Origin of the sequence: Streptomyces sp. SID3212 (assembly GCF_009865405.1) — a bacterium.
Lineage (GTDB): Bacteria > Actinomycetota > Actinomycetes > Streptomycetales > Streptomycetaceae > Streptomyces.
The window spans coordinates 1-15,401 of the sequence record NZ_WWJY01001044.1 but is presented as its reverse complement, the minus strand read 5'-3'; the positions used below and the strand labels follow the sequence as shown (position 1 = coordinate 15,401).

Below are 15,401 nucleotides of genomic sequence, written 5' to 3'. Positions count from 1 at the left end.
CGGCGCTGAATGATCCTCTGGCCGGGAACGACTCTCCCGGCCAGAGGATCCGCATGTCCGGACCGCTCCGCTCAGGGCACGCAAACGTCCCATCGACCGGTCATCATCCGGCAACGGGCCATTGGCGGGACCTTATCCGGCGAATCGGACCGCACCCTCGGCCGGCCGGCGGCCGACTGGCCCAAGAGCGGCCAATGGGCATCCCTGACCTGGCGCGATGCCTCTGATTACAAACGAAGTTACCTCGTGATGAGTGGCCGGAGAGGCCACAATATTATGTTGATTTCCATGAGTTCCATATCTGCGCAGGAAACCACCGACTCGATCCCCATGACCCCTTCCACGTTGCGCGAGGCAATGTCCCAGTTCGCGACCGGCGTCATCGTACTGAGCGTCGGCGGTGAGCACGTTCATGGAATGACTGCCAACGCTTTCAGCTCGGTATCCCTCGATCCACCCACGGTCCTGTGCTGTGTGTCCCACAACGCGGTCATGCACAAGGTGATGCTGGCGTCACGCCGCTTCGGAATTTCCGTGCTGGGCGCGGAACAGGAAAGCCTGGCCCGGCACTTCGCCGACAAGAACAGGCCGCTGGGGCCGGCGCAGTTCAGCGGACTCGACTGGCGGCCCGGGCCGATCACCCAGGCCCCGCTGCTGCATGGCGCCATCGCGTGGCTGGAGTGCGAACTCTCGGACCACTACGACTCGAACGACCACTCGATCTTCGTCGGAGAAGTGGTGAACTCCGACAGATCGCCCAACGCGTCGGGGTTGCTCTTCTTCAACGGCGGATTCCAGCACGTCCGCCCCACGAACAAGAGGCAGAGCGCGGATGGGTAGGCCCGCCGCCGGGGACGCCGACCGCGTACCGGACACCGCCCTCTGGGAGCCGGTCGTCGGACCGCGGTTCGTGGAGGCCCTCAACGACGGCCTGGCCAGGGCCGGTTGGAAACCCCGGCCGGCACCGCCGTCGCCGGTGCCGGCACGCAACGGGCGGGACCGGCCCGACCTGTTCGCCGCCAGGGTGATGGCGTCGTTCGGGGCCGCCCTGTCCACCGCCCTGGCTCCGGAGGAACGGGGCAACCGCACGTTGCGACTGGCTCTGCTGCGCCGAGGCCGCGAGGTCCTGGCCGAAGCCCTGATACCGGCCGGCTCGACAGCGGCACGACGGAGGGGAGCCCGGACGGACCGGGCGTTCCCCGAGCGCGAGACGTTCGTCCGCACCCTGCTCATGGAGTGTGTGGTGATGACGGTTCTGGAGGGGAGTGAGTTCCGTGGTGGCGGCCCCCGGCAGGCGGAACCGATGCATGCACAGGAAAGGCCATGGCGAGCTGACACCGTCTCGGAACACTCTCGCGTCGGCGGTAAGCACTCCCACGCGTGATCGATGCCGTCCGTGCCCACCGAAACCGGCCCCTCGGACGCGGGGGTGGCCCCTCGTCCCCCTACGGAACCATGCCCATCGCGATGCCGGAACACCGATGGAACCCCGGGCTGAAACACGGCCTGGCCCCCGCCGTCCCGCTCCCTTGATGCGGACGGCATGGGGCCGGAGGATGGTGGAGGTATGGCTATACCTCTGATCAACCCTCCGGAGGAGACACCGCCTGCCGAGGGCTCCATCAGCGAGGCCCACCAGGAACGTGCGGACGGGGGCGTCTGGGAGCATCCAGGCGTCTGGGTAGGTCTCATCCTGCTGCAATCGGCTGTCGTCGCCGCGTTCTTCATCGCGCGGACCTTCGGGTACGGATGAGCGGATCGCGCGCTCGGCTGCGGGTCCGCCTCACGCGCGACGGGGACCCACAGCGCCGCTCCCCCACCGCTCGGCACCGCACCGTGCGACACGCCGCGCGATGAGGGTGTCCAGCGGTCTCATGTCCGCCGCTCGCCGTCTTCCACGACCGGGCGCAGGCGGGTGAGCAGGTCGCTCCGGCCGGTGGTGGAGAGGCCGAGTCGGATGGCGAGGTGGAGGTCGATCTTGCCGGTGAGGAGGCCGAGGACGGCTCGGGGTGGTCCTTGCAGGGTGAGGTCCGGGTCGGTGGCGCGGCCGAGGCGGGTGTGGACGCGGCCGTTCCGCAGTTCGATGACGGCCAGTTCGCCGTCCGCGACGAGTTGGATGTCGGCGGGCGGGCCGTCCGGGTCCGCGTCGGTGGTGAACCACGCGGGGGCGTAGGCCAGCCACTGGGCCCGGAACGCGTCGTCGGGGCGTTCGTCGGTCATGAAACGCAGCCCCCACAGCCCGATCGCCTTGAGGACCGGCTGGAGTGCCTGGCCGGTCTCGGTCAGGTGGTAGAGGGCGGTGGCCACGGGCGGCGGTGCGTCCTCGCGGGTGATCAGCCCTGCCGCTTCGAGTTCCTTGAGGCGGGTGGAGAGCAGGTTCGTCGCGATGCCCGGCAGGCCGTTCTTGACGTCCGTGAACCGGCACGGGCCTTGCAGCAGCAGTTCCCGGACGATCAGCAGCGTCCAGCGGTCCCCGATGACGTCGAGCCCCCGGGCTATCGAGCAGTACTGGCCATAACTACGCATGCGCCCAGCCTACGACAAGACGACAGAACCTAAAGTAGGTGGTAGAGAAAGTAAACTGATCGAGTGTAGTTTTGAAACATGACTCGTTCGCCGTCCAAACCGCTCGTGCTCGTCGCGCTTCTCCTCGCCGCGTTCGTGATCAACCTCGACACGACCCTGGTCAACGTGGCGCTGCCGACCCTCACGCGCGAGCTGGGCGCCACCGACTCGCAGCTGCAGTGGGTCGTGGACGCCTACAACCTGGTGTTCGCCGCCCTGCTGCTGACCTCGGGAAGCCTGTCGGACCGCTTCGGCCGCAAGGGCATGCTCATGGCCGGTCTGCTGGTGTTCGGTGTGGCCAGCTTCGTCGGCGGGTACGCCACCACCCCCGAGGAGCTGATCGCGGCCCGCGCCGTCATGGGCCTGGGCGCCGCGATGACCTTCCCCGCGACCCTGGCGCTGCTCACCGGGGTCTTCACCAGCCGCAAGGAACGGGCCCTGTCCATCGGCCTGTGGGGCGCAACCGCCGGAGTCGCCATCGCGCTGGGGCCGATCGTGGGCGGCTTCCTCCTGGAGCACTACAGCTGGGGCAGCATCTTCTACACCCTCGGCCCGGTCTCCCTGGCCGTCATCATCCTGGTCGCGTGGTACGTACCCAGGTCGAAGAGCCAGGTCGCGCGCCGCCTCGACTACCTCGGCCAGATCCTGTCCGCCGGCTTCATGGGCCTGCTCGTCTACACCATCATCGAGGCCCCCACCTGCGGCTGGACCTCCACCGCCACCCTCGCCGGCTTCGCCGGGTCCGTACTCCTGCTGACCGTGTTCATCATGGGCGAGCGCCGCGCCACGCAGCCCATGCTCGACGTACGGCTCTTCACGGACATGCGCTTCAGCGCCGCCAGCGTCTCCGTCACGATCTCGTTCTTCACCCTGTTCGGATTCATCTTCCTGATCACGCAGTACTTCCAGTTCATCCGCACCTACAGCCCCCTGTCCACGGGCGTCCACCTGCTGCCCGTCGCCGCCTCCGTCGCCGTCGGATCGACCTTCGGAACACGCCTGGCGATCCGCGTCGGCAGCAAGGTCATCGTCACCGCGGGGCTCGCCCTCCAGGCCGCCTTCTACTTCTGGGTCGCCAGCGACATCTCCCCGACCCTCAGCTACGGGGTCATCGCCGGCCAGATGGTCGTCTTCGGCCTCGGCATGGGCCTGACCTCCGCCCCCGCCACCGATTCCATCATGGGCGCCGTCGCGGGCGACCAGGCCGGTGTCGGATCCGCCGTCAACGACTCCACCCGCCTCCTCGGCGGCACCCTCGGCGTCGCCGTCATCGGCAGCGTCTACGCCACCCAGTACGACTCCCGCCTCGACACCACCCTCCCCGCGTCACTGCCCTCCGGACCGGCCGACGTCGCCCACCAGTCCGTCGGAGCCGCCTTCGGCCTCGCCGACCAACTCGCCGCCCACGGGCAGGCCGCTCTGGGCGGGGCCGTACGACAGGCCGCCACCGGAGCCTTCGACCACGGCCTGACCACCGGCTGCCTCGTCGCCGCCTACGTCGCCGTCGCGGGCGCCCTCTTCGCCGTCGCCTTCCTGCCCGCGCAGCCCACCCAGCCCGCCCTGCCCCAAGGAGAGACCCCCGGTCCCCCCGACGCCGACGCGCGTCCCCGGGGATCAGGAACAACCATGTAAGGGATGAGGTGATCGCGATGGTGGACGTATGGCCTGTGCCCGGGTGCTCACTCTCGCCGGAATGACAGGGACAACCGGGAGCACGTCCCCAAGGATCCGAGGAGAGAACCGTGAAGACATTGGTGGTAGGTGCCGGCGCCGTCGGCGGCTTCGTCGGAGCGCGGCTGCTCCAGGCGGGGCGGGACGCGGATCTCCTGGTACGGCCCCGCCGGGCCGGACAGCTCCGGGAGCGTGGCCTGCGCGTCCTCGACGGCGACCGGGCCGAGGTGGTCAGCGCGGCACCGGTGACCGCCGACACCCTGACAGAGCCGTACGACCTGGTGCTGCTCTCGGTGAAGCCGGACGCGCTGTCCGCAGCCATGGACGACATCGCCCCGGCGGTCGGCCCCGGCACCTCGCTGGTCCCCTTTCTCAACGGCATCACCCACCTGGACGTACTCACCCGGCGTTTCGGTACGGCGGTGCTCGGCGGCACCTTGCGAGTCGCCACGGAGCTGGGCCCCGACGGCGACATCCGCCAGTACGCGCCCGGCGGGCAGATCGAGATCGGCGAACTCGACGGCCGTACGAGCGGCAGGGCGGACGAGGTGGCCGCGACGCTGAGCATCCCGGACTTCACCGTCACCGTGACCGCCGACATCGTCGGCGCGATGTGGGGCAAGTGGGTCATGATCGCCACCGTCGGGGCGATCACCTCGCTGGCCCGGGGCACCGTCGGAGACGTCGTCGCCGTCACCGGCGGGACGGAGTTCGCCGCCGCGACCCTCGACGAGGCGGCCTCGGTCGCCGCCGCGGCCGGTCACGGGCTGGACGAGGCGGCCCACACCGCGCTCCGCCGCCTGGTCACGGCGGCCGGATCCCCCATGACGTCGTCCCTGTCCCGCGAACTGGCCGCCGGGCGGCCGACCGAGGTCGAGAACGTCCTCGGAGACCTCGTCAGGCGGGGCCGCGACGCCGGCGTCCCCGTACCCCGCCTGGAAGCCGCCGCTCTGAGCCTGCGCGCCCACAACCGGCGCCACGCGGCGGGGAATTGACCCCCGCCCGCTCTCAGGAGGGCTGCTGCGCGAAGTCCTTGGTACGGATCGTGAAGAAGGAGACCACACCGGAGGCGAGGGCGATGATCGCGCCGACGAGGAGGAGCTCGTTGAGGCCCGACGTGAAGGCCGCCGCGGCGAGGTGCTCGACCGGCGCGCGGACGGCGGCCGGGAGGGCGTCGACCGTCTGGCTGACCGTGCCGGACTGGACGGCGGTGGAGATCCGGGAACCGATGTCCCCGACGCCGTGGATCGCGGCGATGTGGTCGGTCACGTAGGACTTGATCTTGCTGGAGAACAGGGTGCCCAGCAGCGCGATGCCGGTGGCGATGCCGATCTGGCGGAACGTCGAGTTGATGCCGGACGCCATGCCCGCGCGCGCCGGCTGGACCACACCGACGGCGGTCGACGCCAGCGGTGGGTTGACCAGTCCCAGACCCGCGCCGGACATGAGCATGCCGGGGATGAGGTGGGTCCACCCACTCGACGCGTCGAGCCCCCGCATCCACAGCAGTCCGCCGCCGATCAGCAGCAGACCGGGTCCGATCAGCCACTTCACCGGCATCCGGGAGGAGAGCCGTCCCGACACCGTGGACATCACCAGGATGCCGACCGAGATCAGCAACAGCCGCACGCCCGCCCCCAGGGCGCTGAACCCGAGGATGTCCTGGAGGTAGAGCACCAGGTAGAGCAGCATCGACAGGAGGGAGGCGCTGAGGCCGAAGGCCGCCACCAGGCCGCCGGTGAAGGTCGGCTTCCGGAAGAGCGTCAGGTCGAACATCGCCTCGGAGACGCGCAGCTCGACCAGCACAAACGCCGTCATGAGTACGACCGACGCCGCGAGGCACGCGATGACCACGGGGTCGGAGAACGAGTCGTGGCTGGACTGGATGAGCGCGTACACCAGGCTCGACAGGGCGGCGGTGAACAGGACGAAGCCCGGCCAGTCGGGGTGGCGGGCCTCCGGATTGCGGGAGTCGGCGACCTTGAGCACGGTGATCGCGACGGCGATCACCCCGATGGGCAGGTTGACGTAGAAGATCCACTCCCAGGACAGGCCGGTGGTGAGCACCCCGCCGAGCAGCGGCCCGATCGCCACGGCGAGCCCGGTGATGGTGCCCCAGATACCGAAGGCGACCCCGCGGTCCTTGCCCCGGAACGCGTCCGCGAGCAGCGCCAGCGAGACCGAGAACATGATGGAGCCGCCGATGCCCTGGAGCCCCCGGGACAGTTGCAGCATCAGCGAACTGTTCGAGAGCCCGCACAGCAGCGAGGCGAGACAGAAGACCGCCAGACCGATCACGTACAGCTTCTTGCGGCCGTACATGTCGGCGAGACTGCCAGCGGTGAGCAGGAGCGCGGCCAGGGTCAGGGAGTACGCGTCGACGACCCACTGGAGGTCGGAGAAGCTGGCGTGCAGCGACCGCTGGATGTCGGGCAGCGCCACGTTCACGATGGTGATGTCCAGCAGCAGCATGAACGTGCCGAGGCAGACGGCCGTCAGCGTCCACCACTTGTTCTGCGCGGGCGGGGTGTGCCCGGCCCGGGGGGCGGGGTGGGATCCGCCCGGTTCGGGGGCCTCGGGTTCGGCATCAGGCATGCTCACTCCTCGTCCACGGCCTGAGGGGCGTACCGGTCCCACCGACTATCTCCCCCCGGCGCCCCCGGGCCGCCCTCACCGCGCGGGGCCAGCCGGGCGAACCTGGTCCGGGGCATGAGCCACCCGGAGCGGTCAGGGCGTCGCCGTGGAGACGACGTACACGCGTGGGAAGGCCGGGTCCGAGAGGTCGACCACCACGTCCTGGCTGGGTCTGGGGTCCTTCTGGTCGTGGCTCACCCCGGCCCAGGCGTGGTCCGGGATGTCGAAGTCCCAGCCCACTGTGCGCTGGTCGCGGGCGGAGATGGGGATGGAGCCTTCCTTGAGGGAGGAGCGGGTGACGCCCATCTCCGTCAGGAAGGTGTCGAGCCGTCCCGAGGTGACGTCGAACTGGACGTACAGCCGGCTGGACTTCCAGTTGCTGGTCTCGTAGTAGCGCAGTCCGGTGGCGCCGCCGGGGACCGGGACCTCGTAGATGCGGCGCTTCATCTTGGAGGGGCGCAGCGGCTGGAGGCCGGTGGCCGACGACTCGGCCTCCTTGTCCCGGCCGCTGCTGCGGCTCTGCTCGGCGGAGACGACCAGGTAGCCCGCCGGGACGCCGACGAGCAGCACGATGACGACGGCGGTCAGCCAGCGGCGGCGGTTGCGGTGACGGCGGTCCTCCGGGGGCTTGCCGTCGTCGCCCGGCCGTACCGGCTGCGGTGGCGGCACGTGCGAGGGGAGGGTGCTCATGACGGCGGTTCCTCCTCGGTCGGGGCCGTACGGCTGGTACGGATGGCCTGCGCGTACCGCTCGTAGCGTTCGTAGCGCTCGACACGGCGGCGGGTGGCCCGGCGGAAGCGGCGCGCCACCAGCCGGGCGAGGTCGGCGGCGCCGACCATGCCCGCCTCGGGGCCCAGCTCGGCCTTGACGATGCGCGCCTCGGGGCGGTAACCGCGCCCGGTGAGGTGGCGGCGGAAGGCGTCGCGGGCCGGGCCGATGAGCAGGTCGTCGGCGGCGCTGACGCCACCGCCGATGACGAAGCAGGAGGGGTCGAGGGCGGCGGCGAGGTTGGCGATGCCGACGCCGAGCCACTGGCCGATGTCCTGGAACAGCTCGATGCACATGGCGTCGCCCTCGCGGGCGAGTTCGGTGATGAGCGGGCCGGTGATCTCGTGGACGTTGCCCTTGACGCGGTCGATGATGTTGTACGCGACCGGGGAGTCGGCGACGGCCAGTTCCCTGGCCTCCCTGACGAGCGCGTTGCCGGAGCTGTACTGCTCCCAGCAGCCGCGGTTGCCGCAGGGGCAGCGGTGGCCGCCGGGGACGACCTGCATGTGGCCGAACTCGCCGGCGACGCCGTACTTGCCGCGCTTGACCCGGCCGTCCTCCAGGATCGCGCCGCCGATGCCGGTGCCCAGCGTGATCATGACGAGGTGGTCCTCGCCGCGTCCGGCGCCGAAGCGCCATTCGGCCCAGGCGGCGGTGTTGGCGTCGTTGTCCACCATCACGGGGACGGCGAGGCGCCCGGCGATCGCGTCCCGCAGGGGTTCGTCGCGCCAGGCGAGGTGCGGGGCGAAGAGGACCCGCGAGCGGTCGGCGTCGACCCAGCCGGCCGCGCCGATGCCGACGGCGTGCACGTCGTGGCGGTCGGAGAGGTCGAGGACCAGCTCCACGATGGTGTCCTCGACCACGCGGGGGCTCTTGGACTTGTCCGGGGTCTCGGTCCGGATCTTCTCCAGGATGTTGCCGTCCGGGTCGACCACCCCGGCCATCACCTTCGTCCCGCCGATGTCGATGCCGACGGTCGGGACGCGGGGCGCGGTGAGCAGGGAGCGGCGCTCCCTGGTGCCGACGGTCCTGAGGACCGTGCCGCGGGCGGACCCGCGGTGCGCGAAGTCGCGGTACGTGCTCATCGGCCCGGCTCCCTGGTGTCCGTCGGCTCAGGCCTGCCGTACCGAGTGCGTCCTCGGCTGATCGCTCGCACGAGTCGTGTCGTCCCTGCGGGGTCGGGGCCGGGCCCTGGCGGGCGGCGGCGGCGGACGGTGCCCGCCGGGGCCGATTCTGCCATCCGCCCTGCCCGGGGTCGCCACGGACCGGGGTTCACGCGGTGGTACGGGCCCGGCCCGGGCCGGTCGTACGGCTCGGGCGGGCCGGTCCTACGGCTCCGGCGGGGTCCGGTACGGCTCCGGCGCGCCCGCGCGCCTACTCGGCGGCCGGCCCCGGGGCGGCCGGGCGGGACAGCTCGTGGGTCAGTTCCTCCAGTTCGGAGCCGCCCGCCATCTGGCGGGTCAGCTCGTCCAGGGTGATCGAGTCCTTCGTGTGGCTGCCGGCCATGACCCCGCGCTTGAGCAGCGTGAACCGGTCGCCGACCAGGAAGGCGTGGTGCGGGTTGTGGGTGATGAGGACCACGCCGAGGCCCGCGTCCCGCGCGGCGGCCACGTACTTGAGCACCACGCCGGACTGCTTGACCCCGAGCGCGGCGGTCGGCTCGTCCAGGACGAGGACCTTCGCGCCGAAGTGCACGGCGCGGGCGATGGCCACGCACTGGCGCTCGCCGCCGGACAGGGTGCCGATGGGCTGGTCGACGTCGCGCAGGTCGATGCCCATGCGCAGCAGCTCGGCGCGGGTGGTGGAGCGCATCAGGTCCACGTCGAGCCGTTTGAAGGGACCGGCGCCGCGGGTCGGCTCGGAGCCGAGGAAGAAGTTGCGCCAGACCGGCATCAGCGGGACGACGGCGAGGTCCTGGTAGACGGTGGCGATGCCCCGGTCCAGGGCCTCGCGCGGCGACGACAGCGTGGTCTTCTCGCCGTCGATCAGGAAGTCACCCGCGTCGTGCCGGTGCAGCCCCGAGATGATCTTGATGAGGGTGGACTTGCCCGCGCCGTTGTCACCCAGCACACAGCTGATGGAGCCGGCCTGGACCTCCAGGGAGACCCCTTCGAGGGCGCGGACGTTGCCGTAGTACTTGCTGACGCCGTCCAGTTCTACGAGGGCCGTCATCGTGTCGCCTCCGCACGCTTGCGCACCCAGGCGTTGAGCAGGGTGGCCAGAAGGAGCATCGCTCCGAGGAAGAACTTGAACCAGTCGGGGTTCCACTCCGCGTACACGATGCCCTTGCTGGTCATGCCGAAGATGAACGCGCCGACCGCGGAGCCGACGGCGGAGCCGTACCCGCCGGTGATCAGGCAGCCGCCGATGACGGCCGCGATGATGTACGTCAGCTCGTTGCCGACGCCCTCGCCGGACTGCACGACGTCGAACGAGAACAGCAGGTGCTGGCCGGAGATCCAGGCACAGAACGCCACCCCCATGTAGAGGCCGATCCGGGTCTTCGCGACCGGCACCCCGACGGCCCGCGCGGCGTCGGCGTTGCCGCCGACCGCGAAGATCCAGTTGCCGAAGCGGGTGCGCAGCAGGATCCACGTGGCGACGGCGACGAGGACGATCCACCAGAGGATGGTGACCTTCAGCTCGATGTTCCCCAGGGTCAGCTGGGAGGCGAAGAGCTTCTTCGCAGAGGGAAAGCCCTCCATGTCGCCGATGGCCTTGGTCGACACCGTGCCGCTGATGAGCTTCGTCAGGCCGAGGTTGAGGCCGGTGAGCATCAGGAACGTGCCCAGCGTGATGATGAAGCTGGGGAGTTTGGTACGGGTCAGCATGAGGCCGTTGAAGGCGCCCAGGGCGAGGGTGACCAGCAGCGAGACGAAGACCCCGACCCAGACGTTCGCCGTCATCTGGTAGCTGAACATCGAGGTGACCAGGGCGGAGCTGGTGACCATGACCCCGGCGGAGAGGTCGAACTCGCCGCCGATCATGAGCAGCGCCACCGGGACGGCCATGATCCCGATCGTGGAGGCGGCGTAGAGGACCGTACCGAAGCTGGACATCCGCAGGAACGAGTCCGCGACGACCGCGAAGAAGAGGAAGACGGCGAGGGCGCCGACGACGGCGCCCAGCTCGGGACGGCCGAGGAGCTTGCGCAACGGGGAGGCGCCCAGCAGCCGTTCGTCGCCGGGGGCCGGTCCGCCGGGCCCGCCGGGACGGTCCTCGACGGGGGGTGCGCTCGTGGTCATCGCGTACCCCGGTCGGTGTAGCCCGCCAGTGCCCCGGCGTCCTGCTGGGTGATGATCTGCGGTCCGGTGAGGACGGGGCGGCCGCCGCCGAGCACGTCGGCGTTGTAGCGGTAGAGCCAGAGCAGGTCCACGGCCTCGTACCCCTGGAGGTACGGCTGCTGGTCGACGGCGAAGCCGAGCGTCCCGGCCTTGAGGGAGGCGGCGACGGCGGCGTTGAGGTCGAAGGTGTCGATCTCGGCCTTGCTGTCGGCGGACTTCTTGGCCTGGACGGCGGCGTCGGCGAAGGGGGCGCCGAGCGTGACGACGGTGTCGATGGACGGGTCTGCCTGGAGCTTCGCCTCGATGGACGCCTGGACGTCGGGCATGTTCGTGCCGTCGACGTACAGGTTGGTCATCGATCCGCCGAAGGTCTTCTTCGCCCCGGCGCAGCGCTGTTCGTGGCCGACGTTGCCCTGTTCGTGGATGACGCAGAGCGCCTTCTTCTTGCCGCGCTTGTCCAGTTCGTCGCCGACGGCCTCCCCGGCGATCGACTCGTCCTGGCCGATGTGGCTCAGCGCGCCGAACGCCTTGGACTGCTCGGCGCCGGAGTTGACCGTGATCACGGGGATGCCGGCCTTGCGGGCCTTGGCGAGGACGTCCTTCATCGCGTCGGGCTTGGCGAGCGTGACGATCAGCCCGTCGACCTTCTTGTCGATGTACGACTGGACCTGCTGGGCCTGCTCCTGGCCCTGGTCGCTGTGCGCGTACAGGAACTTGATGTTGTCCTTCTCCGCCGCCTGCTCGGCGCCCCTCTGGACGATGTCCCAGAAGGTGTCGCCGTCCCCGGAGTGGGTGACCATGGCGACGGTCCAGTTCGGGGTGGACACGGCGGCCCGGCCCGCGGCCTGTCCCTCCGCGGAGGCCCGGGCCGCCCGCTGCTCGGCCCGCAGGCCGCCTGTGCTGCTGCAACCCGCGAGCGCCGAGGCCCCGAGCACCGCAGCCAGTACGGCACCCATGGCGCGCACTCCTGTACCGACCTTTGCCACGACGCGGCGCCCTTCCTGATCTGTCCCGTACCTGATCTGTCCCGTACCGGTTCCGGCGCCCAAGTATCGGTCATGGGCCGCCGGCAGGTAACCGTCGGGTGGGGAGCAGATGGAATCCCGGGGCGAACCCCGGGAACTCAGGGGCGTACGAGCAGCTGGAACTCGAAGGCGTAGCGCGACGCGCGGTAGATGTGCGAGCCGAACTCGACGGCCCGGCCCGTGTCGTCGAACGTGGTCCGTTCCATGGTGAGCAGCGGGGCCCCGGCGGGTTCGGTGAGCTGTCCCGCCTCCTCCGGGGTGGCGGCCCGGGCGCCGACCGACTGGCGGGCGCTGTGCAGGGTGATGCCGCCGGAGCGCATCATCCGGTAGAGGCCGGTGGCCTCCAGCCGTGGGGTGTCGCACTCGAACATGCCGGTGGGCAGGTGGTTGCGGAGGTACGCCATGGGCTCGTCGTGCGCGTACCGCAGCCGCTCGATCAGCCGGACCTCGGCGCCCTCCGTCACCCCGAGGGCCGCCGCGATCCGGGCGGTGGCCGGCTCCAGGGTGTTGGCCAGGACGCGGGTCGCGGGGCGCTGGCCCGCCGCCTCCAGGTCGTCGAAGAGGCTGCTCAGCTCCAGCGGGCGTTTGACCTGGCTGTGGACGACCTGCGTGCCGACGCCCCGGCGGCGCACCAGCAGCCCCTTGTCGACGAGGGACTGGATGGCCTGGCGGACGGTGGGGCGGGACAGCCCGAGCCGGGCCGCCAGTTCGATCTCGTTGCCGAGGAGGCTGCCCGGGGCCAGCCTGCCCTGTTCGATGGCGCCCTCCAGCTGCTGGGACAGTTGGAAGTACAGGGGCACCGGGCTGGTGCGGTCCACGCTGAGCTGGAGCGGCAGGGAGGGCTCCGTCTCCTGCCCGGGCTGGGACGATCTCGGCTGATGGGGCACGTCGCCGAGCGTAGCCGCCGGGAATGTCGGCGTGAAGTGGTGAAGTTCGATTGTCAGGACAAATGCTTGACACGGTGAGGAGCGTGCCGCCACCTTGGGGCCATGCGCATCGGACTCATCGGCACTGGCCGCATCGGAACGTTCCACGCGGAAGTGCTCAGCCGCCATCGTGAGGTCGGGGCCCTGGTCGTCGCCGACACCGACGCCGCACGGGCGTCCTTCGTCGCGGACCGGACAGGCTCCACCGCCGCCCCCTCCGTGGACGAGATCTTCGCCTGGGGCGTGGACGCCGTGGTGATCGCCTCGGCCACCTCGGCCCACGCCGACCTGATCAGCCGGGCGGCGCGGGCCGGGCTGCCCGCGTTCTGCGAGAAGCCGATAGCGCTGGACCTGCCGGGCACGCTGGGCGCGCTGGCCGATGTCGAGAAGGCGGGCACGGTGCTCCAGCTGGGGTTCATGCGCCGCTTCGACGCGGGGTACACCGCCGCGCGGGAGCTCGTACGGTCGGGGAAGCTCGGGCGGCTGCACACCGTACGGGCGATCACCTCGGACCCGGCGCCGCCGCCCGCGGGTTATCTGCCGCTGTCCGGCGGGCTGTACCGCGACTGTCTGGTGCACGACTTCGACATCATGCGGTGGGTCACCGGGCGCGAGGTGGTGGAGGTGTACGCGACCGGGTCCGACGCCGGGCCCCCGATGTTCCGCGAGGCGGGCGACGTCGACACGGCGGCGGTGGTGCTCACGCTGGACGACGGGACGCTGGCCACGGCCACGGCGACGCGCTTCAACGGCGCGGGGTACGACGTACGGATGGAGCTGGCCGGGGAGCTTGACCAGTTCGCCGTCGGACTCGACGACCGTACGCCGATCACCTCGACCGAGCCCAAGGGGCCGCCGCGCTGCGACAACCCGTGGCCCGGGTTCCTGGAGCGCTTCGCCCCCGCGTACGAGGCGGAGCTGGACGCCTTCATCCAGGTCGTCAACGGTGAGCTGGACAATCCGTGCGACGGCAGGCAGGCGTTGATCGCGCTGCGGATCGCGGAGGCGTGCGAGCGCTCGCGCCGCGACCACCGGCCGGTGGCGCTGGCGGAGATCCCGGGGGCCTGAGAGTCCGCCCGGCCCCGCAGGAAGCCCTTCTCACCAGCGCACAGGCAGCCGGCGGGTGCCGCGGATCAGCCGTCCCGGCAGCCAGTCGTACGGTCCCGCCGCCGGGTCGAGCGAAAGGTCCGGGCAGCGCTCCAGCAGGGAGCGGACGGCGATCCGGCCCTCCAGCCGGGCGAGCGGGGCGCCCAGGCAGAAGTGGATGCCGTGGCCGAAGGCGAGATGGCCGCCGCCCCGGCCCGGCGTCCTCGACCTGCGGATGTCGAACGTGTCGGGGGCGGTGAAGCGGGCGGGGTCGCGGTCGATCGACGCGAGGGCGACCAGGACCATGTCGCCGGGCGGGACCACCACGTCCCCGTACGCGACCGGTTCCAGGGCGAACCGCCTGGTGCTGGTCTCCACCGGGCCGTCGTAGCGCAGCATCTCCTCGATCGCCCCGTCGAGGAGGGAGAAGTCGGCGCGCAGGGCGGCCAGTTGGTCGGGGTGGTCGAGCAGGGCCCGTACCCCGTTGGAGATCAGGTTGACCGTCGTCTCGTGGCCGGCCACCAGCAGGACGAAGGCCATGGCCCGTAACTCGTCGGCGGAGAGCCGGTCGTCGTCCTGGGCGTTGGTGCGCAGCAGCGCGGAGAGCAGGTCGTCGCCGGGGTGCGCGGCCCGCCGGTCCTTGATGAGGTGGTCGAGGTAGGCGGTGAGTTCCCCGGCCGCCTTCTCCGCGTCCCCCGGGCGCGGCGGCGCGACGAACTCGTTGGTCCAGGCGCGGAACGTGTCGCGGTCCTCGTGCGGCACGCCGAGGAGTTCGCAGATGACGGTGATGGGCAGCGGGAAGGCCAGCACGTCGACCAGGTCGGCCCGCCCGGTGGCCGGCAGCGCGTCGAGCAGGCCGTCGGTGACCTGCTGGACGCGCGGGCGCAGGCTCTCCACGCGGCGCCCGGTGAACTCCCGGGAGACCAGCTTCCGCAGCCGGGTGTGGTCGGGCGGGTCGCTGGTGAGGACGTGCGGGCCCATCGCCTCCTCCGGCAGGCCGCCGGCCACCGGCGACTTGGAGAGCCGGGGATCGGCGAGAGTGGCGCGCCCCTCCTCGTACCCGACCACGAGCCAGAACCGCTGGCCCGTGTCGTCCCGTACCTCGTGAACGGGCCCCGCCTCGCGGAGTTTCGCGTAGAAGGGGTAGGGATCGCTGTTGAAGTCCGGCCCGTACTCTTCCAGTTCGATGATCGCCATCATGTCACCGTACGTCACCGCCCCGGTCGGCTCCGTCGCCGGTGGCCGGATCCGCGTCATGCACCAACAGGGCGATCTGCACACGGTTGTTGAGCCCGAGCTTGGCCAGGACCCGGGAGACGTGGGCCTTGACGGTCGGCACGCTCATGTAGAGATCGGCGGCGATCTCGGCGTTGGACCTGCCCCGGCCGACGGCGTACGCGACCTCCCGCTCCCGGTCGGCGAGGCCGACGAGGCGGCCGGCC

The 15,401-nt window shown here is 70.8% G+C and carries 16 protein-coding genes; 6 read left to right on the top strand and 10 right to left on the bottom strand.

Features of this window, described 5'->3' with window-relative positions:
- The first annotated feature begins 288 nt into the window (after positions 1 to 288).
- From GT042_RS30720 to GT042_RS30710, 3 genes are all read left to right on the top strand, one after another.
- A complete protein-coding gene (locus tag GT042_RS30720) occupies positions 289 to 840 on the top strand; it encodes a flavin reductase family protein (RefSeq protein ID WP_161311959.1) in 552 nt (183 codons plus the stop codon).
- The gene (locus GT042_RS30715) at positions 833 to 1,384 is read left to right on the top strand and encodes a hypothetical protein (protein WP_161311958.1); all 552 of its coding nucleotides are present in this window, start codon (positions 833 to 835) and stop codon (positions 1,382 to 1,384) included. The genes GT042_RS30720 and GT042_RS30715 overlap by 8 nt, the downstream gene beginning before the upstream one ends.
- Before the next feature lie 159 nt (positions 1,385 to 1,543).
- On the top strand, positions 1,544 to 1,753 hold the full coding sequence (locus tag GT042_RS30710) for a DUF6480 family protein (RefSeq protein WP_272925779.1): 210 nt from the start codon (positions 1,544 to 1,546) through the stop codon (positions 1,751 to 1,753).
- Between the two features lie 119 nt (positions 1,754 to 1,872).
- On the opposite strand, the gene GT042_RS30705 is transcribed toward GT042_RS30710, so the two are convergent.
- Positions 1,873 to 2,526: a winged helix-turn-helix transcriptional regulator gene (locus GT042_RS30705; RefSeq protein WP_161311956.1), complete on the bottom strand. Its 654-nt coding sequence runs from the start codon at positions 2,524 to 2,526 to the stop codon at positions 1,873 to 1,875.
- Between the two features lie 78 nt (positions 2,527 to 2,604).
- Between GT042_RS30705 and GT042_RS30700 the strand changes: the two genes are divergently transcribed.
- Positions 2,605 to 4,197 (top strand): DHA2 family efflux MFS transporter permease subunit, encoded by a 1,593-nt coding sequence (locus GT042_RS30700; RefSeq protein WP_202534224.1) that lies wholly within the window; start codon positions 2,605 to 2,607, stop codon positions 4,195 to 4,197.
- Positions 4,198 to 4,307: 110 nt separating this feature from the next.
- Positions 4,308 to 5,231, top strand: a complete 924-nt coding sequence (locus tag GT042_RS30695) for a 2-dehydropantoate 2-reductase (RefSeq protein ID WP_161311955.1) — start codon at positions 4,308 to 4,310, stop codon at positions 5,229 to 5,231.
- Between the two features lie 13 nt (positions 5,232 to 5,244).
- Here the strand turns inward: GT042_RS30695 and GT042_RS30690 are convergent, their stop codons facing one another.
- The 7 genes from GT042_RS30690 to GT042_RS30660 form a co-directional block, all read right to left on the bottom strand.
- A complete protein-coding gene (locus GT042_RS30690) occupies positions 5,245 to 6,831 on the bottom strand; it encodes an MFS transporter (RefSeq protein WP_161311954.1) in 1,587 nt (528 codons plus the stop codon).
- A 132-nt stretch (positions 6,832 to 6,963) separates the two neighbouring features.
- Positions 6,964 to 7,560, bottom strand: a complete 597-nt coding sequence (locus GT042_RS30685; RefSeq protein ID WP_161311953.1) for a hypothetical protein — start codon at positions 7,558 to 7,560, stop codon at positions 6,964 to 6,966.
- Complete coding sequence (locus GT042_RS30680) at positions 7,557 to 8,723, bottom strand: ROK family glucokinase (protein WP_161311952.1); 1,167 nt, start codon at positions 8,721 to 8,723, stop codon at positions 7,557 to 7,559. Before GT042_RS30680 ends, GT042_RS30685 begins: the two co-directional genes overlap by 4 nt.
- A 289-nt stretch (positions 8,724 to 9,012) precedes the next feature.
- The gene (locus GT042_RS30675; RefSeq protein ID WP_161311951.1) at positions 9,013 to 9,810 is read right to left on the bottom strand and encodes an ATP-binding cassette domain-containing protein; all 798 of its coding nucleotides are present in this window, start codon (positions 9,808 to 9,810) and stop codon (positions 9,013 to 9,015) included.
- On the bottom strand, positions 9,807 to 10,883 hold the full coding sequence (locus GT042_RS30670) for an ABC transporter permease (RefSeq protein WP_161311950.1): 1,077 nt from the start codon (positions 10,881 to 10,883) through the stop codon (positions 9,807 to 9,809). Before GT042_RS30670 ends, GT042_RS30675 begins: the two co-directional genes overlap by 4 nt.
- Complete coding sequence (locus tag GT042_RS30665; RefSeq protein WP_161311949.1) at positions 10,880 to 11,908, bottom strand: substrate-binding domain-containing protein; 1,029 nt, start codon at positions 11,906 to 11,908, stop codon at positions 10,880 to 10,882. Before GT042_RS30665 ends, GT042_RS30670 begins: the two co-directional genes overlap by 4 nt.
- 137 nt (positions 11,909 to 12,045) lie before the next feature.
- The gene (locus tag GT042_RS30660) at positions 12,046 to 12,783 is read right to left on the bottom strand and encodes a GntR family transcriptional regulator (protein WP_161311968.1); all 738 of its coding nucleotides are present in this window, start codon (positions 12,781 to 12,783) and stop codon (positions 12,046 to 12,048) included.
- A gap of 153 nt (positions 12,784 to 12,936) precedes the next feature.
- On the opposite strand from GT042_RS30660, the gene GT042_RS30655 reads away from it, so the two are divergent.
- Positions 12,937 to 13,941 (top strand): Gfo/Idh/MocA family oxidoreductase, encoded by a 1,005-nt coding sequence (locus GT042_RS30655; protein ID WP_161311948.1) that lies wholly within the window; start codon positions 12,937 to 12,939, stop codon positions 13,939 to 13,941.
- Positions 13,942 to 13,971: 30 nt separating this feature from the next.
- Here the strand turns inward: GT042_RS30655 and GT042_RS30650 are convergent, their stop codons facing one another.
- Complete coding sequence (locus tag GT042_RS30650) at positions 13,972 to 15,159, bottom strand: cytochrome P450 (protein ID WP_237531363.1); 1,188 nt, start codon at positions 15,157 to 15,159, stop codon at positions 13,972 to 13,974.
- A gap of 1 nt (position 15,160) precedes the next feature.
- A partial coding sequence (locus tag GT042_RS30645) for a helix-turn-helix transcriptional regulator (protein WP_161311947.1) occupies positions 15,161 to 15,401 on the bottom strand: 241 nt, incomplete at its 5' end.